General features: G+C 41.2%; 24 protein-coding genes. 14 read left to right on the top strand and 10 right to left on the bottom strand.

The window, feature by feature from the left end; genetic code table 11:
• Positions 1 to 82 precede the first annotated feature (82 nt).
• The 4 genes from SporoP8_RS10750 to SporoP8_RS10735 form a co-directional block, all read right to left on the bottom strand.
• Positions 83 to 1,663, bottom strand: coding sequence for an ABC transporter permease (locus SporoP8_RS10750; protein WP_085132489.1), 1,581 nt, complete (start codon positions 1,661 to 1,663; stop codon positions 83 to 85).
• A complete protein-coding gene (locus tag SporoP8_RS10745; protein WP_085132488.1) occupies positions 1,663 to 2,562 on the bottom strand; it encodes an ABC transporter ATP-binding protein in 900 nt (299 codons plus the stop codon). The genes SporoP8_RS10750 and SporoP8_RS10745 overlap by 1 nt, the downstream gene beginning before the upstream one ends.
• A 139-nt stretch (positions 2,563 to 2,701) precedes the next feature.
• Positions 2,702 to 4,183 carry an S-layer homology domain-containing protein gene (locus tag SporoP8_RS10740; RefSeq protein ID WP_085132487.1) on the bottom strand — a complete coding sequence of 494 codons (1,482 nt, stop codon included), beginning with the start codon at positions 4,181 to 4,183 and terminating at the stop codon, positions 2,702 to 2,704.
• 385 nt (positions 4,184 to 4,568) lie between these two features.
• Positions 4,569 to 5,105, bottom strand: a complete 537-nt coding sequence (locus SporoP8_RS10735) for a ketopantoate reductase family protein (RefSeq protein ID WP_232319138.1) — start codon at positions 5,103 to 5,105, stop codon at positions 4,569 to 4,571.
• A gap of 590 nt (positions 5,106 to 5,695) precedes the next feature.
• Here SporoP8_RS10735 and SporoP8_RS10730 point away from each other — a divergent pair.
• The 14 genes from SporoP8_RS10730 (at position 5,696) to SporoP8_RS10660 (ending at position 17,438) form a co-directional block, all read left to right on the top strand.
• A complete protein-coding gene (locus SporoP8_RS10730) occupies positions 5,696 to 5,890 on the top strand; it encodes a hypothetical protein (RefSeq protein WP_085132486.1) in 195 nt (64 codons plus the stop codon).
• A gap of 957 nt (positions 5,891 to 6,847) precedes the next feature.
• A complete protein-coding gene (locus SporoP8_RS10715) occupies positions 6,848 to 7,162 on the top strand; it encodes a topoisomerase (RefSeq protein ID WP_232319137.1) in 315 nt (104 codons plus the stop codon).
• 794 nt (positions 7,163 to 7,956) lie between these two features.
• A complete protein-coding gene (locus SporoP8_RS10710) occupies positions 7,957 to 8,442 on the top strand; it encodes a hypothetical protein (protein ID WP_085132483.1) in 486 nt (161 codons plus the stop codon).
• Positions 8,443 to 8,649: 207 nt separating this feature from the next.
• Positions 8,650 to 9,018, top strand: a complete 369-nt coding sequence (locus tag SporoP8_RS10705) for an RNA polymerase sigma factor (RefSeq protein WP_198165999.1) — start codon at positions 8,650 to 8,652, stop codon at positions 9,016 to 9,018.
• Positions 8,984 to 9,160, top strand: a complete 177-nt coding sequence (locus tag SporoP8_RS16670; protein ID WP_198165998.1) for a sigma factor-like helix-turn-helix DNA-binding protein — start codon at positions 8,984 to 8,986, stop codon at positions 9,158 to 9,160. The genes SporoP8_RS10705 and SporoP8_RS16670 overlap by 35 nt, the downstream gene beginning before the upstream one ends.
• Positions 9,150 to 9,638, top strand: coding sequence for a zf-HC2 domain-containing protein (locus SporoP8_RS10700; protein ID WP_085132482.1), 489 nt, complete (start codon positions 9,150 to 9,152; stop codon positions 9,636 to 9,638). Before SporoP8_RS16670 ends, SporoP8_RS10700 begins: the two co-directional genes overlap by 11 nt.
• 633 nt (positions 9,639 to 10,271) lie before the next feature.
• Positions 10,272 to 11,602, top strand: a protein-coding gene (locus SporoP8_RS10695) for an IS3 family transposase (RefSeq protein ID WP_232319256.1) whose coding sequence is annotated in 2 segments (ribosomal slippage) — positions 10,272 to 10,653 and positions 10,653 to 11,602 — 1,332 coding nt in all. Because the reading frame shifts where the segments join, the coding sequence is not laid out codon by codon here.
• A gap of 235 nt (positions 11,603 to 11,837) precedes the next feature.
• Positions 11,838 to 12,368: an RNA polymerase sigma factor SigV gene (locus SporoP8_RS10690; RefSeq protein WP_157111249.1), complete on the top strand. Its 531-nt coding sequence runs from the start codon at positions 11,838 to 11,840 to the stop codon at positions 12,366 to 12,368.
• Positions 12,365 to 13,237 (top strand): anti-sigma-V factor RsiV, encoded by an 873-nt coding sequence (locus SporoP8_RS10685; protein ID WP_085132481.1) that lies wholly within the window; start codon positions 12,365 to 12,367, stop codon positions 13,235 to 13,237. The genes SporoP8_RS10690 and SporoP8_RS10685 overlap by 4 nt, the downstream gene beginning before the upstream one ends.
• A 120-nt stretch (positions 13,238 to 13,357) precedes the next feature.
• Positions 13,358 to 14,290 (top strand): polysaccharide deacetylase family protein, encoded by a 933-nt coding sequence (locus SporoP8_RS10680; RefSeq protein WP_085132480.1) that lies wholly within the window; start codon positions 13,358 to 13,360, stop codon positions 14,288 to 14,290.
• A 152-nt stretch (positions 14,291 to 14,442) separates the two neighbouring features.
• Positions 14,443 to 14,898 carry a MarR family winged helix-turn-helix transcriptional regulator gene (locus SporoP8_RS10675; RefSeq protein ID WP_085132479.1) on the top strand — a complete coding sequence of 152 codons (456 nt, stop codon included), beginning with the start codon at positions 14,443 to 14,445 and terminating at the stop codon, positions 14,896 to 14,898.
• 80 nt (positions 14,899 to 14,978) lie between these two features.
• Complete coding sequence (gene mhqE, locus SporoP8_RS10670; RefSeq protein WP_085132478.1) at positions 14,979 to 15,932, top strand: ring-cleaving dioxygenase MhqE; 954 nt, start codon at positions 14,979 to 14,981, stop codon at positions 15,930 to 15,932.
• A 103-nt stretch (positions 15,933 to 16,035) separates the two neighbouring features.
• The gene (locus SporoP8_RS10665; protein WP_085132477.1) at positions 16,036 to 16,638 is read left to right on the top strand and encodes an alpha/beta hydrolase; all 603 of its coding nucleotides are present in this window, start codon (positions 16,036 to 16,038) and stop codon (positions 16,636 to 16,638) included.
• A 269-nt stretch (positions 16,639 to 16,907) separates the two neighbouring features.
• Positions 16,908 to 17,438 (top strand): YceI family protein, encoded by a 531-nt coding sequence (locus tag SporoP8_RS10660; RefSeq protein WP_085132476.1) that lies wholly within the window; start codon positions 16,908 to 16,910, stop codon positions 17,436 to 17,438.
• A gap of 120 nt (positions 17,439 to 17,558) precedes the next feature.
• Here SporoP8_RS10660 and SporoP8_RS10655 read toward each other — a convergent pair whose 3' ends face one another.
• The 6 genes from SporoP8_RS10655 to chrA form a co-directional block, all read right to left on the bottom strand.
• Positions 17,559 to 17,996, bottom strand: coding sequence for a GNAT family N-acetyltransferase (locus SporoP8_RS10655; RefSeq protein WP_085132475.1), 438 nt, complete (start codon positions 17,994 to 17,996; stop codon positions 17,559 to 17,561).
• 62 nt (positions 17,997 to 18,058) lie between these two features.
• Positions 18,059 to 18,745: a Dph6-related ATP pyrophosphatase gene (locus tag SporoP8_RS10650; RefSeq protein WP_085132474.1), complete on the bottom strand. Its 687-nt coding sequence runs from the start codon at positions 18,743 to 18,745 to the stop codon at positions 18,059 to 18,061.
• Positions 18,742 to 19,734 (bottom strand): GNAT family N-acetyltransferase, encoded by a 993-nt coding sequence (locus SporoP8_RS10645; RefSeq protein ID WP_232319136.1) that lies wholly within the window; start codon positions 19,732 to 19,734, stop codon positions 18,742 to 18,744. Before SporoP8_RS10645 ends, SporoP8_RS10650 begins: the two co-directional genes overlap by 4 nt.
• Positions 19,735 to 20,608: 874 nt before the next feature.
• Positions 20,609 to 21,133 carry a PCYCGC motif-containing (lipo)protein gene (locus SporoP8_RS10640; protein WP_085132473.1) on the bottom strand — a complete coding sequence of 175 codons (525 nt, stop codon included), beginning with the start codon at positions 21,131 to 21,133 and terminating at the stop codon, positions 20,609 to 20,611.
• Between the two features lie 84 nt (positions 21,134 to 21,217).
• Complete coding sequence (fumC, locus tag SporoP8_RS10635; protein ID WP_085132472.1) at positions 21,218 to 22,603, bottom strand: class II fumarate hydratase; 1,386 nt, start codon at positions 22,601 to 22,603, stop codon at positions 21,218 to 21,220.
• A 456-nt stretch (positions 22,604 to 23,059) separates the two neighbouring features.
• Positions 23,060 to 24,238, bottom strand: a complete 1,179-nt coding sequence (gene chrA / locus SporoP8_RS10630; protein WP_085133613.1) for a chromate efflux transporter — start codon at positions 24,236 to 24,238, stop codon at positions 23,060 to 23,062.
• Positions 24,239 to 24,319: the final 81 nt, after the last annotated feature.

Below are 24,319 nucleotides of genomic sequence, written 5' to 3'. Positions count from 1 at the left end.
TTCATGCATTTTTTTGGTTTTGTCTCAGCCTCTTTCAGTTAGCTATAGATCATGATAAGATGCAAAAGTAATATACAAACCCTTACCCTTCTATATCCCGATCAGTATACCGATTGATCCCGAAAACAAGCAATACAATTGCCACGGTCATCAATCCACCAGCATGCAGCCAATTCATGTCCTCAATCGGCAACTTGGAAACAAAGCCAAACGGTGAAAGCTTTTCCATCCATTCAGGAAACTGAAACAAACCACCTAAATATAACGTAATGAATCCGTAGAATAAATAGAGCCAAACGAAGCCCGTTGCTTTTTCCGCGATGCCAATCAAACATGTGCTGATCGCAATCATCACAATGACTGCCGGAAAATGAACGATACTAGCTTGCCATACGGTGAAGAATGGGAATGGATCTTCCATCGACGTGGTACCGGCTACCCATAAACCGAGTGCTGAGAAGCTCAGCATCACAAATCCGGTGAACAACGCCAACGCCAAATAGGATACGAGTAGTTTCTTTCTTGAAACAGCCCGCCCAAGCAAATGATCTAGGCGTGATTTCCGCTCTTCGCCCACTACTTTATGGATGGCGAGCAACGCGGGAATCGTACTAATAAATGCCAGTACCGCCATCAGCATCGGCAGGAACTGCGCAGTCAATGAACGGTTTTCATCCGCTACAATCATCGAAGCGAGCAGGTCATTATCTTGAAAAAATGAATCTAAATCTCCGAGGACCGAACCGTAAGATAACCCAAGCACTAGCATACCCATCGCCCAAGAAATGAACGCGGTTCTTTGCAGTCGCCAAGCGAGCCCCATCGGATGACGCAACCAAATGGAAGCATGTGCTCGACCGCTTCGTGACGAAAGAAAACCTGAGCCCATATCGCGTTTGCCTTGCAGAACCACAGCCAACACACACAATAGTAGACTTGTGACTAGTAATCCCCCTATCGGCACCCAGTTATCATCGCTGTACGGCTGAACTTGTGTAAGCCAACCGAACGGTGGAATCCACTCCGTAACCGATCGCAATACATAGCAGCCAATCATCACCGTAAACGACAGACCGACTGCCCCCCGTGAACTTTCCGAGAGTTGCGAGCAAACCGCCGTAACACTTGAAAAAAACAAGCCGACCGCACCAAGCGATGCACCGTAAATAAGCGATCCATACAGTCCCATACTATCCAGTGAAAGACTATACAGGCCTATACCGATCAGCAATGCGAGTAATAAATTGACAACGAACAGCGTAAGCATCGAAGCCGTCAGTTGCGAATGCCGCGCAATCGGCAACGAACGTAGTAATTCGGCCTGCCCATCTTCTTCCTCTGCTCGCGTATGGCGCACCATCAATAAAATATTCATGATGGCGACTGCGATGGCGGTCATCAATAGCATCTGATGCGAGACCATGGCGCCCAGCGTGTAATTCGCCAAATCTCCAGGACCTACCATTGCCTCCATCGCCGGATTTTTCATCGTTTCTGCCATGATGTTACGATCTTGTTCGGTCGGATATAATTCATTGAAAGCCGGTGGTACGATCAGCGTGATGGCGGTGATGCCAACGAGCCACCACAAATAACGCATACGATCTTGCCTGATAATGAATCGGGTGAGACGGAGAACACCTACAAATGGAGCCCCCTTCATCACAGTTCCCTACTTTCCGCAGTTTCTTCATAATGCCGCATGAATAAATCTTCTAGCGTAGGCGGTGCACTTTCGATTTTCCGTAGACCATGCGCGCTTAGCTTCTGCATAACTGCTTCCATTTCACCTGCATCCGCATGAAATGTCCAGCCAGTTTCTGTCTGCGCTACATCATGGACACCTTGCCACGAAACGAGCGACTCAATCGGCTTTCTAGTCTCCACCGTCAACTGCATCCGCGTCAAATGCCGTAGTTCATTCAATGTCCCGCACTCGATCAGACACCCTTGCCGGATGATGCCAATGCGATCGCACAGCTTCTCGACTTCAGACAAAATATGGCTCGACAGCAACACCGTCTTCCCTTCTGCCTTCACTTCCGCCACACATTGCTGAAACACCTTTTCCATTAACGGATCGAGTCCAGATGTCGGTTCATCTAGCAAAAATAATTCTGCATCGGAGGCAAACGCCGCCACCAAAGCGACTTTCTGACGATTTCCTTTCGAATACGTTCGGCACTTCTTCGTCGGATCTAGCTGAAAACGCACAAGTAATTGTTCACGCTTTTGTTCATTGATTTTCCCTTGTAAGCTCGCGAATAAATCAATGACTTCTCCGCCTGTCAATTGTGGCCACAAATTTACGTCCCCTGGTACATACGCAACACGTCGATGAATTTCCACCGCATCTCGCCACACGTCCTTGCCGAAAATCGTCGCGGTTCCGTTCGTAGCATGAAGCATACCAAGCAGAACCCGAATAGCCGTCGACTTCCCTGCCCCATTCGGTCCGATAAAACCGAACACCTCGCCGTTCTTCACTGTTAAATCCAGTCCATCCAACGCCTGATGCGTACCGAAAACTTTCGTCACTTGGTTCATCTCAATCACATTCATCTACATGCCCTCCTTAGTTCGTGTCAGATTATTTCATTAATTCCAGTGTAGCATAGGACTAGACTACTCGAGATACTTTTTTACAAACACCAAAAAAGCAGACATACGATCCATGCCTGCTTTGCTCATTTATATTCTATTAATGAAAAATCATATCATCTTCGTCACTAACCGTTGCGTCTACATGCAGGTAAGGGCCCAATTGACTGACTCTCACTCGGATGCCATCGTAGATCCTGTGATTTCCCTGCGACACTCCTTTAGCTTCTGGGAAGTCGACAAAGAAATCTCCTGGCTTCTTCGGTGTGATACGGAACACATTCGTCCCCGGATCTCTTGTCACCGTCGCAATCTGTTCACTTCCTTTAGGCAGCACATGCTTGCCCAGTTTAGCGCCTTCCCATATGCTTAGCACTTCATTCGGTTTGATTGGCGTGACATGGACGGAATAATAAAATTGTTCTTTTACTTCAGTCGATGCGATATAATAACGTATTTTCTCACCGTCAGCATACGTAACCGTCGCAATAAATTCGCCTGGCTGATCCATTTGAATGGTATTACAATATTGCAACAACTGATTTTTGCATCGCTTAAACCCTACGCGATCATTCACCAGTTCTCCTTCCGCTGTCGAGAGAGTAATCGTCGTAGCATCTATGAACGGTTCGTTATTTTCTCTTCTTTCATAGTGCTTCCAAAGCTCTACAGGTGTGGAATAGATATCTGCCGTCTCTTCCAATGAAATATCCCATGCACCATTCACTTTTTTGACATGTACATAGTATTTTCTATAATTTTTATCGGATGTCTCGGATGAAGCTGTACCTGAAAAAGTCAGTGTAGACGTTCCTTCTTTCTTTGGAACAATATGAACCTTTGTTTTCAAATTGGGCTGGCTTGGGATTTCACTGTCTGCCACTACATCAAATACATTCGAATTCGTTTTGCTGACATTATCGAATCTCTTCCATTTAAAATCTTTCGCATGCATCGTTAGAATCCCAGGCTTCACATCTTCCGCCGCTTTTAGTAATTTCGCTGCTTGACCTCTTGTAATGGAAGCGTTTGGACTAAATGTCGTAGGAGACGTCCCTGTCGTAAGCCCGAGTTGATACAGACTATATATTCCCTCACGGTGGCCATTTTTATGCGCAACATCTAAAAATCCATAATCCGGATCATGATACAGTGGCAATTCAAACGCTTTGATGATGATCGAAGCCATTTGCGCACGCGTAATTGAATCATTTGGTCCGAATCGTCCGTCGCCATAGCCGTTGATGACTCCTTTTTCTGCTAGTACCGCAATCGCTTTATAATAGCCATTTGCAGTCGAAACGTCTTTGAATTTTGGATCTTTAATAGTCGTAGTAGGAAGTTTCGTCATCTTCACGATAATGGCAGCCGCCTGCCCTCTCGTAATAGAGTCATTTGGCCGGAACGTACCGTCTGGATAGCCTCCAATTATATTACGTGACGCCAAGTCATTCACCGCTGCCGCGAAATGCTTCGAATCTGGAACATCGGGAAATTTCGAATTACCTGCAGCAGCGCTTGATACAGGTACACTACATACTAGCAAAATCGCACCGAGTACCGCCATGATTTTATTCTTCATTGCACTACATCCTCTCCATAGTCTAGTAGTTTGCCGTACAGACGTAGAATTACAGAAATAGTTTCAAAGTTTTTTGAATTAATTTCTCTCTAGATTAATGCACTACTTAATAGAAACTGACGGATTTTTGGATTATCAAATAACACGCTGAGAAAGATCTGATAGCGGTATAAATCAAATTAAAGACCCCTCTCGCAGAATGCTTTTTATCTGTAAGGGGGTCTTTTAAAATAGGAATCTGTGTATTTGGTCGTTTCTTACGCCGGTATCATAAAGTCATGATTCGTGAAACCAATTATTTTCTTTAGATTTTCCTTGCTAAATACTTCCACTGTTCTGGCATTCTCTCTGAAGTCTACGTTTAACGCTGCCGAAGCTATACCGATCAAGCTACTACAAGTAGGTGTTTTAATACCCAACATGTGTCCAAGTGATTCGTAAATATCGCTACAGGGTTTCGCACATTCTTGAATAAAACTTTCACTTTTCCAGGTTCTACAATTCGGCAATCGATTGGAGAACTTTGCGCTTCCACTATAGTGAAGCTTTTCTCTTTTTCGTGTTTTAAGAAATAGGCAGTAGATAAGTACCCTGGTTCCAGCAACACAATTTGATCTTCATTCATGAATGGAATCATACGTTTAATTACGTCCTCATGATAATTTGTTTGCACATATATAATAATGATTTCCGCATCTTTAATAGCCAATTGGACATCAGTCGTAACTAAGTCGTGATGCACAGTAGTTTCTACAGTATGATCTAGCAACGTAATTTCACCTTTATTTCTCACCAGATGATCGAAATGTTCAGTGTGCAGCCCCTTGGATGTTTTCAATAAGGTGACCAAGTGACCTTTCATTTTTAAATCCGCTGCAATTGTCGTACCTCCGTGCCCTGCTCCTACTACTGTAATCCTCATAAAGTTCCCTCCAATGATTTGATATAAAGATTTATCAATTTCATAGTTACGGGCCCATTTTATATAAACCTTTAAAAGTGTTTGCAAAGAGTCTACTATAAGGTTTTTCAGAATACATTTCCCCTCATTAAAATGAAGACAAGTTTCTACGAAAAAAGACTGCTTTCTTTTTTCTATTGATTAACTTTTCTGTATTACTTCCCTAGCATACAACATATTAGGAAATTTGGGTAATTATAGGAGTAGTTCATAAATTATTAACTAGACAATTTAGGTAGCTGAATTAAAGAGTGTGGTGACATTATGTGAACAAGACTTCTTCAACTTGTCCAAAGGGGATTTTCAGAACGATGCTGAACTATTATGTAGTAAAGGACTTTGAAAAGTTATTGAAGTAGTAGGAAATGTTGAGTAGTATTGTAAAATATAGACAGAAACGTAAAGCGCGGATTTAAGTTTCAGATTCATAGCGACGGCAATAACTTTAGTAAGATGTTGTTTATTTTTTTCTATGAGTTTGAGGTTGAAGTCATGATGATCTTCGGTAAACGGGTTAGATTCTTGAATAGTTATCAGAAAGGTGATTGACTATGAAAATTTATTTGAAAGAAAGATATAAATCCTATATAAGTATCACTTTTGGTCTATTAATTGGATTTATAGTTGTTACATTTTTATTTGATAAACCTGATTATACATCTGCTGTTGTCGCTATTTTATTTGGATTAATAATCGGTGAGTTACTTTTTTACTCAAGATGGTCAAGACGTAAAAAAAGAGAATGAAATATTTGAGCATTCGGGGCAAAAAATGAATAAGATTCTTGCTGCAATCGAGACTTATATCGTTAAAATGCTGTTTTAGTGGATTACTTATGGCGAATTTAGGAGGTCACACTCTTGCAAAGTAAACGTAGTTTGGGAATACTTTCTTTTATTAGTCTGATTGTAGGAATTATTTTGATTTGCATTTTTATTTTTGCAGATGATTTTTTTATTATAATACCATTTGGAATTATCCTTGTAGCACTCTCATTCGGTTTATCCTTTTTCAGTAGAAAAGACAAATTCGGAAGAGTATCATATTACGCAATCCCAATATTTGCAACCATTTATTTATTGTACATCGTAGTCCTGTATATATTTCAAAATACACTCTAATACCATGTCGTAATCGGGTGCGTTAACTGAACAACCGTTATGCACCAAACGAGGAAAATCATTAAAAAGGATGGGGATAGAATGTCATTAAGCTTTATATATATATTGGTGTTATCGATTTTTGTAAGTTCAGTTGGTGGCTTCATTTTTTATAAACTAAGTTATAAATTTTTATTACCGAAAACGATAAGTTCTATATTGGGTGGGATATTAACTTTTCTTCTAAGCTATCTATTTGTAATGATTTTTATCGAAGTCAAATTATTATATGGAGCTATAATTGCATTGGCTATATATATTTGGTTCCTCAAAATTCCAGAGAGACATTTGGAATAAAAACTACTATTAACGGGTGTATTAACGGAACAAGGTTATGCAAGAATAGGGCCACTTGCTTGAGGAACAGTGTGTGTTAATTTGAAACCTTCACCAATAATCATCGGCAAACTTTTGTGTGGAAAATTATTGAAGAATCTATAATTTGTTTTTTAAAAGGAGAAGTAGAAATGATAAAAAAAGCTGTAATTTCAGGAGTTTTATTTAGTTCCATTTTTTTTAGTTGGGTGTAATAGAGAGCCCGAAGTGGTAGTACTAGAGGATTCGGAAAACCAGGAAAATGATGCAAATTTATCATCAGAATTGAAATTGGTTTCAGAGTTGGAAAGTGAAGTAATAGAATCTATTACAGAGCAAACGGAACTTGATAAAGAATCAATAGCAATAATGGTAGATGGCAATGTTAAAGAAATGACTGTATCAGTAAGTTACCCGAAAGATGTAAAAGTTGATGAAACAATGATTCAACAAGTAGTTGAAGATTCAATAAAGAATGTTTCCGAAGCAGAAAACGTAACAATTAGCGAAGAAGATATAACAATAAAAATCGAGAAATACTAATAGGAAACTAAAGCAAACGGGTGCGATTCCCTGTGCGAAACGTTCCTGGTTCAAATGAAATGTGGTCACACAAGTTCGGTAAAGATCAGGTAGTTTTAGATTTCTAAAATTAAAGGGTTATATCGAGAAGTCGAATGACGAGGTAACGCTCTGAAAGGCTTCCCCTGCGTCGAGTAGCACGTTGATTAGTAAGGAAAAGCGTGTTATAAGCTCGGCTAATAGGCGTAAGAATTTACCGTAACAGTTTGGCTGACGAAAGCCTACCCGATGGGGTGGTGTAAATCATGATACTTGGGTTGAACAGATATGGTGAGAATGCAATGTAAATACAATAAGATACTTTATTGCTGACGAACTTCTGAATGTACGGGTCTAGACGCGCGTTATATAGAAATGTATTTACTACCAAATGTAGGGTTAGCTGTGGATGAGTAAGAATCGAGAATATGAAAGTCCATCTTGTGTAACAGGCATATGCAATGCTAACAGGCTCATAGGAAGCACCTAAGTTTGTGCTATAATAGATATAATTCAACGTTGTAAGCTGATAACGTGGAGGGATAGCCACTAGATTAGTAAAAGACTTATTGAAACGGAAGAGTTGAGACACATCACGTGTTGATGATTGAATGGAATTGGATTAGTCGGAACGCTGTATGAAGCGAAAGTTTCACGTACGGTGTGAAGTGGGGGGAAAAGCTGGAGATAACTTCAAAGGTTTACCTATCACTATAATAAGGATTTTCCACAGTAGGGCCATTTTGCCACGTAAGTAATTTTAGGAGGGAATACGGATGAAAAAAATTATTTTCATGCTATCACTGGTAGGAGTATTAATTCTAACGGCGTGTAATTCAACAAATCAAGAAGGGCTTGCAGATGGTGATTATACAGACAGTGAAACAAAGAACATTGAAGCTGCAAAAACAGATTTAAGTGCCTCAGAGTTTGATCAAGCAATTGAGAATTTTAACAAAACAACTGCGGAATTAAATAATACCGAAAATGTAGATATGCTCAACGGTGCTACTTACGAAGCTTATTTGCTAGTAAGAGCAAATCTATCAGAAGAACATTATGAAGCCGCACAAGAAGAAAAGGTTTTTGCTACCGAAATCACATATGAGGATTATAAAGGGGTTTCTGATGAATTCAATAACCGTGAAGAATTTGAAAAGACAATGGTCAATGATGACGAAAAAGAATCTGCAACATCCGCTTACGGTGCGTATGCTGCCAAGACTACACAATACTTAACTCCCGAAGGATCTAATAATTAATTTTAACCTTAAGTAATCGGGTGCGTTTGTGTTAGATAGACTGTGTCTGTAACGTGTCAAATCAAAAAAATAATAAGCTAAATTCCTTACTGAAGTTGTAAGGAATTTAGCTTTTTTCATTTATAAATAAGTTTATCATTTCTTGTAACGAATGTGGTTTTCATTCTATATATATGTATGCCAGTTAGCATCAGAGGGAAGGAGGAATTGGGTGGAGGATTAAGTGAAGTTTATAAATCCTATGCAAATGAAGTAAAAGCATTTCTTCTTTGTTTGACATCAAATGTGGATTTAGCAGAAGAATTGACACAAGAAACATTTTATCAAGCTGTAAAATCTATCGAACGTTATAATGGTGAGTGTAAAATGTCCGTTTGGTTATGTCAAATTGCCAAACACTCCTACTATGATCATTTAAAACGGGAGAAGTATAGGAACTATTCAAGTCTTGAACAACTAGCACAAGCTGGTGTAGCCTTTCAATCTAACGAATATCTACCAGATGTCGTTAGATTGAAAGGCTACACAACAGACCATTCATATGGAAATCCAAAAGTTAAGAGAACCTTATCGTGAAATATTTCTACTTCGAACAAAGCTAGATTTAAGTTTCAAGGAAATTGGTGTTATCTTCAATAAAAATGAAAATTGGGCAAGAGTTACATATTATCGTGCAAAATGCACCTTAGCAGAAAGGATGGATTTGAATGAGATGTAATATTATACAGGATTTATTACCATCTTATATTGATGGTATTTGTAGTGAAGAAACGGCTGCCGAAGTGCAAACTCATATCGAGGAGTGTGTCCAATGCAACAAAATGATGCAAATGATGCAACAACCGACACAACACATTGTCGAGTCAAAATTTGAAGAAGCGAAAGAACCTTTTAAACGAATTAATAAAAAGCGACGTTTTCAAGTCATTACTGCTTCGCTGTTGACATTTCTGATTATGATAATTGGCTATCAAGTCGTTCAAAACGTGGGTGTTGTTAATCAATTCTTTTTTCCAATGGTTCATGGAATAGTAGAGGTAACAGGTAATAATGACGAATGGCAAGACATTAGTTTTTCTCAGGATTCGATTAATACACAAACTTATGTAATATACGATAGCTTTTTTTGGACAAAAGAGGTTATAAATGATGCGAATAGTGAGGGTGATGTGTTGCTCAGAGTAAAAGATGAATAAGGGAATATAATTATTGATGAAATTCACATATCACCAGGAAAAGGTATCAAATTAGAAGATTTAAAAACAGACACAAAATATTTCTTTGAAATAAAAGCACTTGAAGGACGTTATTTTATTAATGCAGTCTAAGATTATAAGATATTATAATTACAATTGAAGTATTGTTACTGTTTAAGTTAGAATGTTTGCTCCGTAAATGAGCTCGATTGTTGCACATATTTTCTTCGCACTTGCTTAGTTGATCTTCGCTACAGCCGGCGACTCGGGGAGCATCAGCGAGAGCCGTAACGAAGAACGGCTTTTGCGAGTGAAGCGTAGCGAGAAGGAGCACATCTTTGCTTTGACAGGTGAAACACCTAGCGAGCGAAGCGAGGAGTGTGGTTCACCGCCCGCCCATAGGACACGCGTCCGGCTGCAGCGCAGATCAACGGGTTCCAACCACTCCCCCATCATCGGTTGATTCAGTTTACACATACATCCCCAGTATCAGAATTTCAAATCACTTTTATAAGCCAAAAAAGTCCTCCCAACACATTAAAATGTACCCTATAAGATAGACACTTTGAAAAAAGTCTATCCTATAGGGTACTTTTGTTTATAATGAATAAAAAGATGTGGGAGCGGATGAATGTGACTGAACGATTGTTTACCTTAAAAGAACAAGCACGCTTGCAATGCAATCCTAACGTACAAGCTGTTAGTGATAAATCCATCACCTATACAGATGAGTTTAAACGTCATTTTATTTCGGAAAATGAAAAAGGAAAACTGCCGCGAGACATTTTTGAAGAGGCTGGATTAGATGCCGATTTAATAGGAGCAGTTCGGATTAAATCTGCAGGAAAGCGTTGGCGTGCCGCCTATAGAAAAAGCGGGGTGGAAGGCTTACAAGACACACGAAAAACCAATTCAGGCCGTCCATCAGAACGCGACTTGACATCCGAAGAAAAGATTGAACGTCTAGAAGCGAAAAACCGCTTATTACAGGCGGAAAATGAACTGTTAAAAAAGCTCGATCTACTCGAAAGGCAGATGATGAAAAAGAAATCACAATCCAAACGACGCTAAAATATGAACTAATTAATTTCACCATCCAAAAGTATAAATTAGCACGTTTGGTGAGCTACTTATGCGAACTTATGGAGGTATCGCGTTCGGGCTACTATAGGCACTTTGGAGAGAAATCTAAACAGAAACGTGCCGCTCGCGAACAGGCAGACGAAGTTGTAAAGGAAATCATTTTAAGGGCCTATCATTTTCGAGGACGAAAAAAAGGAGCACGCCAAATTAAAATGACACTCGAAAATCAGTACGGCATTACATATAACCTAAAACGCATTCGCCGGATTATGAAAAAATTCGATATCATCTGTCCCATCCGCAAAGCCAACCCAGCACGTCGTATGGCAAAGGCGACGAAAGAGCACCGCACATGTGAAAACACGTTACAACGTGAGTTTAAGCAAGGGGTGGCTGGAAAGGTATTATTGACCGACATCACCTATTTGACATATGGAAATGGCAAACGTGCTTACTTGTCAACGATTAAAGACGCCCAAACGAATGAAATTTTAGCCTATGAAGTTTCTTCTTCGTTAGGTTTGGAGATCGCAATGAATACGCTTCGCAAACTAAAGAAACATCGTCATTTAATGACAGATGCCTTTATACATTCAGATCAAGGATTTCATTATACAAACCCAAAGTATCAGGCAGCAGTGAAGAAAATGGGGTTAGGACAATCGATGTCACGCAGAGGGAACTGTTGGGATAATGCTCCACAGGAATCATTTTTCGGTCACTTCAAGGATGAAACCAATATAAAAGATTGTGAGACAATGGAAGAAGTTAGGCGGGAAATCAAGAGTTATATGACGTACTATAACCATTATCGCGGGCAGTGGAACTTGAAAAAGCTGCCGCCTGCAGAATACAGACGACAGCTTCAACAAGCAGCTTAGGCTTTTTTATAATTGTCCTTTACAAAGGGTACATTTTACATGTTGAGGAGGATTTTTAAGAATGACCAAGAACTCTCGCGATTGCTTTAAAAAATCCACTTCCACTTCAATACCATACACCTCATTTACTCTCATAATGTGTACACCGTAATATGTAATCATGTTTCCTATTTTTATATAAAGTCCAAACTTTTTGCAGAAGCTACCCGTCAAATGAGTAAGACGTGATCGCGACATGTTTAAAATTGAAGAAGGTGAACCGTTTGTCATGACAAAAAATAAAAAAATGGAGAAGGTAGAGCAATTCTTGATCGAAAATCAACATGCTCATTATCGGCTCGCCTATAGCTATGTAAAAAACAAAGAAAATGCGTTGGATATTGTGCAAGACTCGATTTTCAAAGCGTTGAAATCCATTCATCGCCTGGATGAAATCAAGTATTTAAAAACTTGGTTTTATCGAATACTCGTGAATACGTCCATCGATTTCATCCGAAAACATCAACGAATGATCGTGATGGATGATGGAGTACTGGATGGATATTTACCACAAACAGAAGATGAACAGACCGATATAGATTTGTTTGATGCACTTGATACGCTCACAGCTGATGAAAAATCGTTGATTATCTTACGTTTTTTTGAAGACTTGAAAATCGAAGAAGTAGCAGCAATCTTGGACGAAAACATCAACACAGTCAAAACGAAGCTATACCGAACATTAAAAAAACTACGTATAGAAATTGAAAAGGGGGATTTGGAATGAAACGGTTGAACAAACTAAAAAAAGATTATGACGCTATTGAAATTCCTCCTGAACTGGATGATTTAGTAAAACAATCTATTCAAGCAGCAAAAAAACCGAAAAAGAAGAGCTCTCCCTTGAGGAATTGGTCGATTGGAGTCGTTGCAGCAGCTGCTTTATTCGTTGGCAGCATTAATGTCAGCCCAACTTTCGCCAATTCCCTCGGGAACATCCCCGTTCTTGGTTCCATCGTGAAAGTTTTCACTATACAGACCTTAACGATGGAAGAAGAAACGTATCAAGCAAACTTGAATACACCGGCAATCGATGGTTTGAGAAATGAAGGATTGCAAACTGCTCTAAATGAAAAATACATTGAAGAAAATAAAGAGCTCTTTACGAAATTTAAGGAAGAGTTCGCAAAAATGGAAGAGGCTGGCGGCGGCCATTTTGGCATGGATTCGGGATATGAAGTAAAAACCGACACCGAACAGATTCTATCCATTGCACGGTATAAAGTAACTACGGCTGGATCTTCTTCCACTGAGATGCAATACGATACGATTGATAAACAACATACTATTCTTCTCACCTTACCGAGTCTGTTTAAGGATGATTCCTATGTGGAGATCATTACTACTTACATTCAAAAAGAGATGAAGAAACAAATGGAAGAAGACGAAAACACTACGTATGTAGCTGTTGAAGGAGCAGACCTCGAGTTCAGTTCGATCCAAAAAGACCAAGATTTCTATATTACTGCAGATCATAAACTCGTCATTTCTTTTGATCAGTACGAAGTGGCCCCAGGTTATATGGGTGTCGTCACATTTGAAATTCCTTCAGATATTTTACAGGACGCTTTAGTGGGAGACACGTATATTCAGTAAGTTATTTGACAGCAGCAGATGATTGATTTCGTCTGCTGTATTTCCTATAAATGAAGACCATTTTATACATACGATGAGAATAGTTTATTCAACACACCATAATAGGAGGATATATATTTCATGAGTACGCTACATCAACCAGTCCGAAGAAAAAGACGAAAGCTTAAAAAAAAATATTTTTATCTGTTAATTTTTCTTCTCGTTCTATTAGGCACTGTACTATTTGTTGGGACATCCTATTCTTTCCGTGAGCCACCTCATACAACGGATGAACCAGAAATCGTACCCGATAAGATCGAAACACCGACATCAAACGATAAGTCAGAACCTATTGATGAACTAGAACCAATAAAACCACCAGAACAATCGAATCCTGAACCTGAAGTATTTCCTCAAATTGAAAGCGATGAAACCGAAATACTTACTGAAGAGAATGAATCGGAAAAAGTAGTCTATTTAACTTTCGATGATGGCCCAAGCAAATGGACTGAACAGTTTTTAGATATCCTAGATGCACATGATGTAAAAGCAACATTCTTCATGCAAGGCAGTAATTTAAAGAAAGAACATCTACAGGAAAGTGTAAAACGTGTAGCACAAGAAGGTCATTACATAGGCGGCCATAGCATGACTCACAATTATCAAGCACTTTACTCTAATCAACAGTTTGTGCCCGAGATGGTTGAAACACTTGATCTGATCCATGAAATAACAGGAACAACGCCTCGTTTAGTTCGTGCCCCTTATGGATCAGCACCTGGATTAAACAGCCGGCAAATACGAAAACAACTAGCTGATGCTCAGATTAAAATGTGGGATTGGACGATCGATTCGCATGATTGGGAACTTCCCGGCAACCCCACTCAAATCATACAAAACATTAAACAGGAAACTACTTCTGATAAAGAAGTCGTATTGATGCACGAAAAATCACAAACGTTGGAAGCATTACCTAAAATCCTGAACTTTTTCAAAGATCAAGGATATGTTTTCGCTGTCTACGAGGATGCGAGTCACTTTATGCTTAATTTCCAGAATGATTCAGCACTGTGAAATGGCTCTGTATTGGAGTCTACTAGTAGAATATAGTGTTTGGATGGCTAATGATAAAGTACCGTTAGCCTCCCCCTTTACAAACGCATAAGTTGACATCATTAAATCCCTATTATATGATTACCTTGAATTCGAGATAAAAGGAGAACGTCATGGACAATCAAAATATAGATCGTTATGAAGAAGATTTGTCTCTAAAGGCATTTATAGTTTTAACTCGAGCAATGCAATCCATTAAAGTACGCGTGGAAGACGATATCAAACGCTCAGGTTTAAATACAACAGAATTTGCTGTTTTAGAATTAATTTATAGTAAAGGTGATCAACCGATACAAAAAATCGGTGAGCAAGTACTAATTGCAAGTAGTAGCATCACGTACGTTGTCGATAAATTAGAAAAGAAAAACTTAATCAAAAGAAAACCGTGTCCTAAAGATCGACGTGTAACACATGCGTCCATAACAACCGATGGGACGGAACTGATGAATGAAATCTTTCCCCCTCACAAACAAGCGATAAAAGAAATTTTTAGCGGATTAGATATACAAGAAAAAGAACAACTCATTACACATGTAAAAAAATTAGGTTTACATGCACAAAATATGTAATGTGAGATCTAGTTTTTTTAATATAATATCTCGAATTCGTAACATATCAATTCATTATAAATAAAAAGGGGTTTGAGCACATGACAACCGAATTACTAGGAATTCACCACGTTACCGCCATGACAGACGATGCCATGAGAAACTATGAGTTTTTCACAAACGTACTTGGCATGAGATTAGTTAAGAAAACAGTCAACCAAGATGACATCCAAACGTATCACACATTTTTCGCAGATGATATCGGTTCACCAGGAACAGACATGACGTTCTTCGACTTCCCGAATAACCCGAAAGGTACACCGGGGACAAACTCGATTTCCCGAACAGGACTTCGAGTGCCTAGCGACGCCGCACTTGAATATTACGTAGAGCGTTTCAAAGAGTTCGGCGTAGAAAATGATGGCATTCAAGAGCTCTTCGGAAAAAAGGTACTGCCTTTCCAAGAAGCGGACGGACAAAAATATCAACTGTTCTCGGATGAGAATAATGAAGGTGTCGCACCAGGTACACCTTGGAAAAATGGACCCGTACCTGAAGATTATGCGATTTACGGTTTAGGCCCGATTGAAATTACAGTTAGTTATTTTGAAGACTTTAAAAAAATGCTCACCGAAGTGTATGGTATGAAGCCAATTCTTACGGAAGAGAACGTCACATGGTTTGACGTAGGCGAAGGTGGCAATGGAGGACAGGTCATTTTACGATTTGATGATACAACACCAGGCCGCCAAGGGTATGGACAAGTCCACCATGTATCGTTCAGAGTGAAAGACCATGAAGCGATCAAAAGTTGGGAAGCAAAATATGATGAAATGGGAATACAACATTCCGGTCATGTAGACCGCTTCTACTTTGAAGCACTCTATACACGCGTCGGTCATATTCTAATTGAGCTATCAACAGATGGCCCAGGTTTCATGACAGATGAACCATACGAAACATTAGGTGAAAACCTATCACTTCCCCCATTCCTTGAACCAAAACGTGAATATATTGAATCTCAGATTCGTCCGTTCGATACAACACGTTCATAACCGGTGTAAAAGGAGTTTTGTAAATGGAAGCCATGAAAAGAATCCACCCTATTACAGCCATTGGTAAAACGATCGGATATTTATTTAAAGGAGTGGTAGAACAGTGAACTATCTGTACAATGAAAAGAAAAAAGGTGCACCCGTATTTGTATTGCTCCACGGCACAGGTGGTACAGAAACAGACTTGGTATCTCTTGCCGAACTACTACATCCTGATTACAACGTTTTAGGCATCAGAGGAAATGTGCAGGAAAATGGAATGAATAGATTTTTCAAACGGCACGGTGAAGGTCAGTACGACTGGGAAGATCTTGAATTTCGCGGCAATGAACTGTATGAGTTCATCGTCGAGAAATCAAAAGAATACGACTTTAAACTCGAAGATACAGTTCTTGTTGGATTCTCAAACGGTTCAAACATCGCTATACACATGATGCTTAAGCAGCCAGGCGCTTTCAAAAAAGCCGCTTTATTCGCACCACTGTACCCAGCAGATATAGCAGAAACACAAGATTTTAGCGATGTCGAAGTATTTCTTTCTCTAGGTGAACGTGATCCGATCGTGCCAGAATCTGAAAGTAAACGAGTCATCCGTCTCTTTGAAGAAAGAGGCGCACATGTTACGACAGCTTGGGTTACGGGACATAGCCTGACACAGGAAGTCGCGCTTCAAGCAAAAAATTGGTTGAATTCAACACATAACTAGGAGTGATCATGACGGAGATCATCCGGAAAAACCTTTAGCAGAAATGACGATTGTCTTGAAAGGTCCAAAGCAATTCATTATTACGCATATATCTCACAAAAAAGGGTAATGAATTCGTAAGAGGTGCTAGTAATATGCTTTTAAAAAACGTATAAAACGAAGCCATCACCTGATTACTCGTTTCTCAGATTCAAAGGAAAGTTCATCTAGAATAGACTGCATCGTACTACATTTTAAATAAAAACTATTAATTATTGGAGGAGATTTACATGACAAAAGCAATATGGAATGTTGACACAGCACACAGTACAGTAGAATTTTCCGTACGTCATATGATGATTTCAAATGTAAAAGGTACATTTAACGAATTCCAAGCGACCATCGAAGCGGACCCGCAAGATTTAACAGATGCATCGATCGATTTTACAATTGATGCAAACAGTATTGATACCCGCAAACCTGATCGAGACAATCATTTACGTTCAGCTGACTTTTTCGATGTAGAAAATTTTCCAAACTTATCGTTTAAAGCTACCGCTATCGAGAAGACGTCAGATAATACGTACGACATAACAGGCGACTTCACTATTAAAGATACAACGAAGCCTGTCACATTCCAAGTAACGTTTGAAGGCATAGCCAAAGACCCAATGAGCGGAGACGAAGCTGCTGGATTCACAGGTCATACGAAGATTAACCGTAAAGATTTCGGTTTAACATGGAATGCTGCTCTTGAAACGGGCGGTGTCGTCGTAAGCGATGAAGTGAAAATCAATATCGAAATCCAATTACGTAAGTAAGCTGTATAAAAGTGAGTGAATTAAATAGTTAATTACGTGCAGTATATACCAAGCCCCTAAAGTTAGATTTTCTCTTCTAACTTTAGGGGCTTTTCAATATAGAATACGTCCTATCGCCAACTACAGTGCTAACTCTTTCTTCATCTCAATATGCGGTATGCCGTCTTCCATGAAGATATCAGAAGTAGTTTCGTATCCAAGTTTACGATAAAACTCTTCTGCATGTGTTTGTCCATGCAATTTCACCCAAACCAATCCCTTGTCCTTTGCGATATCCTCCAACCCTTGAACAATTACCTTCCCAATGCCTAGACTCCGATGAGAGACTAACACACAAATGCGTTCTAACTTCCCCATCCCATCTACTACTCTCAATCTACCAGATGCGATCGCTTGTCCTTCATGTTCCACTAAAATATGCTCGCATACTTCATTCAGCACATCGAATTCATCAAACTCGTCCTCTTCCGGAACAAGTTGTTCTTGAACAAATACAGCTTTTCGTATGTCGAAAGACTTTTGAAGATCTTCTTCTGTAACTATTCGCTTACTATTCATTATACATCTACTCCTTTTTCTACTTTTTATTCAGTCGGCCAAGCAAAAAGTAAGAAACTTCCTCAGACGATTTCTCCGTCTGTGGAAGTTCCTTTTTCTATTTCACATTTCAAAAATACATAGCCGTCTTTTTCGAGAGTTTCATTCATTTTCACGGGAATACGTTCCTTGAAAATAGGTCCATCGACAACAACCGTATGGAATTCTCCGGACTCACCGCAGCTATCGATGCCGAGTGCTTCGAGTTCATCTAATAATTCAAGTGTGAAACGTCTACCGAGAAATTCGGCTGGCATCATCTTTGTATTGACGACGACCACATAGGCTTCAAAGCCTTCTGCGATGAATTCTTCAAGTAGCTTACGTCTCGGTTCTTCCCAAAGTGGATGATATGTGTCCATACCCACTTTGGCACACATCGACTGTACCCACAGCAAGTGATCTTCTAAATCGATATCTCCAAATACTGCTTTGTGAATACCATGTGCTTTCGCAACGCGCATCGCATCTATAAATTGTATTTCATAGCCAGCCCAGTCTGCTTTTCGGATCATCAGTGGTATATCCATTTGCTTTGCCTGTGCTTGAACAATTTCCAGTGGTAATGCGTGTGATTTGGAATGCGGCTGATCTAACTCGAACATTGTCCACAGCATCGCTGGCGTATTTCCCTCTTGGATCGCGCGATATGCGGCGAGCGCAGAGTCTTTACCGCCACTCCATGATGTGACGAACTTCACGCCCGTCATTGTCCGTCCGCCCATGAGATGCGTGCATCCACTGTACGCGCCATGCGAATCATGTACGAACGGAATCCGAGCTTCGGCCAGAAATAGGATGCCAAATGATTCGCCGTCAACCAATCCGTCATAACATATTTATAACCTGCATTTTTCATTTGAGTGAAACTGTGGTTCGCAATCGATTTACCAATACCTTGTCCACGCAACTCAATATTTGTCGTCGCCTGTACAAGCACGGCCGATTCATCCGGCGTTGTCATAGCATGGCGCGCATCTGTCGGTGTAAATAGATGAAAAGCTACAGGTACATGATCCTGCTCAGCGACCCAGCTGCGCGTACCTTCTTTTCCTTCATACGCCGCAAACACATCGCGCTCCGCATCCAACGCTTCTTGAGTAATCGGTTTCCACGCGGGAGCTTTCGCTTGATGCAAACTGTTCCACGGCGCCATCTTGTGCAATGTTTTTTGCTCTTCCCCTACCAGTTCCTTCATCTTGACGAGACTATTCTCTCCTGGCTGTGCACGATAGTGTTCAAGTGACAACGCCGCAAAGCGCTGTTCGAAATGAAACGACTGCTCCAGCATTTCAAGAATTAATTCATCATTACCGACCGGTATATCCATCACATGCTCAAAGTACCCATTGCGGACCCATTCCGCTCCCACTTCGGTATACATCAATCGCGCTAATCTTGGGTGCTCGTCTTCATGAATGACGAATGACGGATACCCCACATAGACAGTACGACCTCGGGTAGCATCTTGACGATATTCGTATAATAAATAGCCGATGACATCTTCGTCACGCAACGTCACGAGTCCTCCTGTATACGGTTTCTCCAATTCTTCACGCAAACGTTCTTCTGCGTGTTCCACGTCCTCAAAGCGCTCCTGCAAAAATGGAAAACGTTGTCGTTCATCTGCATGTCTCGCCGCTAATAACGAGGCCATCTTCGGTATATACTGCTCTTCGAATTGTACAAAATGAATCATCAGAATCCCCTCCTGCCTAATTTAACTAAATTATACCACATGCTTTTAGCTTGCCAATGAAATGAATGGATATGATGCTTTTTTGGGGGATGGACTGTTGGTGTAGGGCGGATAGGCTTCGACATTGAGCGCGTACACTCCCACATAGAGCGCTCAACCACAGACTATGAGCGAGTACGCGCGGACATAGAGCGGATGCGTGGGTTCATTGAGCGGGTAACGTGAAACTATGAGCGGTTGCGGATCAAGATTGATCGGATAACGCTACGCATAGAGCGCTTGCGGGGCTACATTGAGCAGATAGCGTGATTCATTGAGCGGAAGTCGCGAATGCCAAAGATTTGGATGGCGCGGCGATAAAATCTGGGAATGTAAGGTGTAAGGCCGCGGACATAGAGCGGATGCGTGGGTTCATTGAGCGGGTAACGTGAAACTATGAGCGGTTGCGGATCAAGATTGAGCGGATAACGCTACGCATAGAGCGCTTGCGGGGCTACATTGAGCGGATAGCGTGATTCATTGAGCGGAAGTCGCGAATGCCAAAGATTAGATGGCGCGGCGATAAAATGTGGGGAGGTAAAGTGTAGGGCCGCGGACATAGAGCGGATGCGTGGGTTCATTGAGCGGGTAACGTGAAACTATGAGCGGTTGCGGATCAAGATTGATCGGATAACGCTACGCATAGAGCGCTTGCCGGGCTACATTGAGCGGAAAGCGTGATTCATTGAGCGGAAGTCGCGAATGCTAAAGATTTGGATGGCGCGGCGATAAAATCTGGGAATGTAAGGTGTAGGGCCGCGGACATTGAGCGCAACAAAAAAACTGCAGATCTCACTCCCAATAAAAAGAGTGAATCTGCAGCTTATGCAATCAATCAAGCAGGCATTGGAGTATCTGTAGGTTTCGCATACTCTCCGTTGCCATATTCCGTATCAATCGCATCACGGATTTCTTTCATCGACTTGCCGTCTTGCTTCATTTGCACGGATTTTACTGCAATCTCTAGGCAAACTAGGCAACGTGTGCCGTGATCATCCCAGACAACGGAGCCGTCTTCGCGTACTTCATCCAAGAAACAATTCATATTACTCTTATGTCCAGCACTGTCTCCGCAACCGCAATAGCAAGGCATGTATTCCAAAATGTCCGTTGCGTTGCCTGCCACTTGATAGACCATGCGCATGTCTTCCGGCTTATCATCAAGGAATGAAGGCAGGATATCCGCCGAAGCGGTCACTTCCTGCAAATCACCGTTCGGCAAATGTTCTCCGTGATCATGTCCTGCTTCTGCCTGTGCATCTTGTGGATTTACTTCAGCAGGATTTTCTGTAGCGTCGTTTCCACATGCAGCAAGCATCAATGTCAGCGCCGCCAGCCCTGCAAGTAACTTCTTTTTCATGTATATTCCTGACTCCTTCGTATAGAGGTTATGTCATTAGTATACAAGATTTGCAGGATAAACAAGCGCACAAATTCGTGACAATTATGAGTTGCCAGTCATCTTGCTTGGGTCTACATATTCGTCAAATTGTGCTTCTGTCAATAAACCATTAGAAAGTGCCGCTTCTTTCAGCGTTGTACCTTCTGTATGAGCCTTCTTCGCAATTTTCGCCGCATTTTCATAGCCGATATACGGATTCAATGCTGTGACTAGCATTAAAGAGTTTTTCACTTTATTGTCGATTTCTTCACGGTTCGGTTCAATCCCTACCGCACAGTTATCGTTGAAGCTGATCATACCGTCAGCAAGTAATTTCGCTGATTGGAGGAAGTTGTAAATAATTACGGGTTTGAAGACGTTCAATTCAAAGTTCCCCTGGCTCGCTGAAAAACCGATTGTTGCGTCGTTCCCCATTACTTGTGCCACAACCATCGTCAACGCTTCACTTTGTGTCGGGTTCACTTTACCTGGCATAATTGAGCTGCCGGGCTCGTTTTCTGGAATCGTAATTTCACCGATACCTGAACGAGGACCGCTTGCCAACCAACGTACGTCATTCGCCACTTTCATCAAGTCCGCAGCCAATGCTTTCAGTGCGCCATGTGTATAGACGACTTCATCGTAGCTCGTCAATGCGTGGAATTTATTCTGAGCAGACGTAAACTCGATGCCCACGGACTTCGAAATTTCTTCCGCTACTTTTTCGCCAAAGCCAGCTGGTGCGTTAAGTCCCGTTCCAACTGCTGTACCGCCGATTGCGAGTTCTTTCATCGTCTCTACACTAGTTTTCAACATGCTGTGCGTTTTCTCTAACATTCTGTGCCAACCGCTGATTTCTTGTCCTAAAGTCAATGGCGTCGCGTCTTGTAAGTGCGTACGTCCAATTTTAATAATATCTGCAAAGTCTTCGGATTTTTTCTGAAGTGTGGCAGCTAATTTATCGATTGCTGGCAATACTTCGCGCTCAACCGCGATAACTCCCGCCACATGTAGTGCTGTCGGGAATGTATCGTTGGAACTTTGGGATTTATTGACATCATCATTCGGATGCAGGCGTTCTTCCTCGCCCCACTCCTCAAGCAACTGGTTCCCACGGTTAGCGAGTACTTCGTTCATGTTCATGTTCGACTGCGTACCGCTTCCTGTTTGCCAAACGACCAACGGGAAGTGCTCGTCCCATTTGCCTGCAATGACCTCTTCTGCTGCTGTTTTTATAGCTTTCATTTTAACTTCGGACAGATTGCCGAATGAATGACTTGCGATCGCTGCTGATTTTTTCAAATGGGCAAAGGCTTGGATTACACCAAGCGGAATGCGTTCCCCGCCGATTTTAAAGTTGTGCTTACTGCGCTGCGTCTGCGCGCCCCATAACTTATCCGCTGGTACTTGTATTTCTCCGAACGTGTCGTGCTCAATACGATATTCCATCTTTACATCCACCTCTCAAAATAATAATCAGACTCTCTATCTCTATCATGCCCTATTTTCGAGCAGATTTGAATTAAAAAGGGTTAGGGAGAGTTGCTTAGTGAGTAGGAGGTACTTAGATCACTCATTGTAGGTAGTGTATACATTATTGTTTTGTCTTAACTTATTTTAATTCAAGTACTGAAGTTCGAAAATGTATTACAACATTTACTTTAATGTGCAACAAACATCCAGATATCCCGACTAAACGCGCATAATACAGAAGCGATTGCATACACTATGAGCGTTATGACGAGCGGTTTCCGTCAGGCTTAATTGGACAAGCGATGTCGAAGCGTTTAAGTCATCCGCCACAATCGGCAAGCTCGGTATAATGAAGCATTCATATGTACAAAACTCTTTTTTCTATAGAATTCATTCAATATAACAAAAAAGCAACCGCATTTGATTGCCTTTCTACCATATGGAAAGTAGTGTTCCGCCTAGCGCCCCAACTAACACGACGATCCACGGAGGCATCTTCCAAAAGGTCAGCATACTGAATAAAATCGCTGCCAATGCAAAGTCCTCTGCCCGTAAAATGGAGCTTGTCCAGATCGGATTGTATAACGCCGAGAGTAAAATTCCGATAACCGCGGCATTGACACCCATCACTGCTCCTTTGATTTTCGGATGATTGCGTAAGACGTCCCAAAAAGGCAAGGCTCCGACGATCAAAAGAAAGGCGGGCAAGAAAATCGCAACGGTCGCAAATAATCCACCTTGCCAACCGTTCATCACTGCACCGAGATAGGCAGCGAACGTAAACAATGGTCCCGGGACCGCTTGTGTCGCACCGTAACCTGCTAGAAACGACTCGTTTCCAATCCAACCCATTGGCACCAATTCTTGCTCCAATAAAGGCAAGACGACGTGACCGCCTCCGAATACGAGCGCACCAGCTCGATAAAAGCTATCGAATAATGCTACCCAGTATGACCCTGTTAGTTCCCGAAGCAATGGCAAAATACCGAGTAAAGTGAAAAACAGTGTAAGACAAATGATTCCCATTTTCTTTGATACGAGGAATTTGGTTGAAACAGAATCTGACACATCATGGGCTTTGAACAGCCATAACCCCACTAATCCCGCTAGAATAATCACGCCGACTTGCGTAAAGGCCGCTTGCCATAAAAGTGTGACGACGAGCGCAAATAACGCAATGGCCTTTCGCTTGACGTCCGGTGTTAAATTCTTCGCCATTCCTAGTACCGCATGCGCAACTATCGCCACAGCCACGATCTTCAAACCATGCAACCAACCAGCCCCACTAATATCCGAGCCTGCCAGAAGCGTAGCAAACAAGATCAACGCTACAACGGATGGCATCGTGAAACCTAGAAAGGAAATCAGTCCGCCTAGCACTCCTGCCCGTGCCACGCCGATACCAATCCCTACCTGACTACTTGCTGGGCCCGGTAGAAATTGTGCCAACGCGACTAAATCTGCATAGCCTTTTTCATCCATCCATTTACGTTTTCGTACGTACTCTTCATGGAAATAACCTAAATGCGCGGTAGGACCACCAAAGGAAGTCAGCCCCAGTTTAAGAGATACGACAAATAGTTCTACTAATCTTTTTACAGAAGAAGCCATATGATTCAACGTTTCTATCTCCTTTCCATTTATATAATCCTTTACTGCGATCATCTCATGTCCACATTTTTTTTCAACAAT

Source organism: Sporosarcina ureae, from assembly GCF_002101375.1.
Lineage (GTDB): Bacteria > Bacillota > Bacilli > Bacillales_A > Planococcaceae > Sporosarcina > Sporosarcina ureae_B.
The sequence above is the reverse complement of the archived record's forward strand: the minus strand, read 5'-3'. Positions and strand labels throughout refer to the sequence as shown.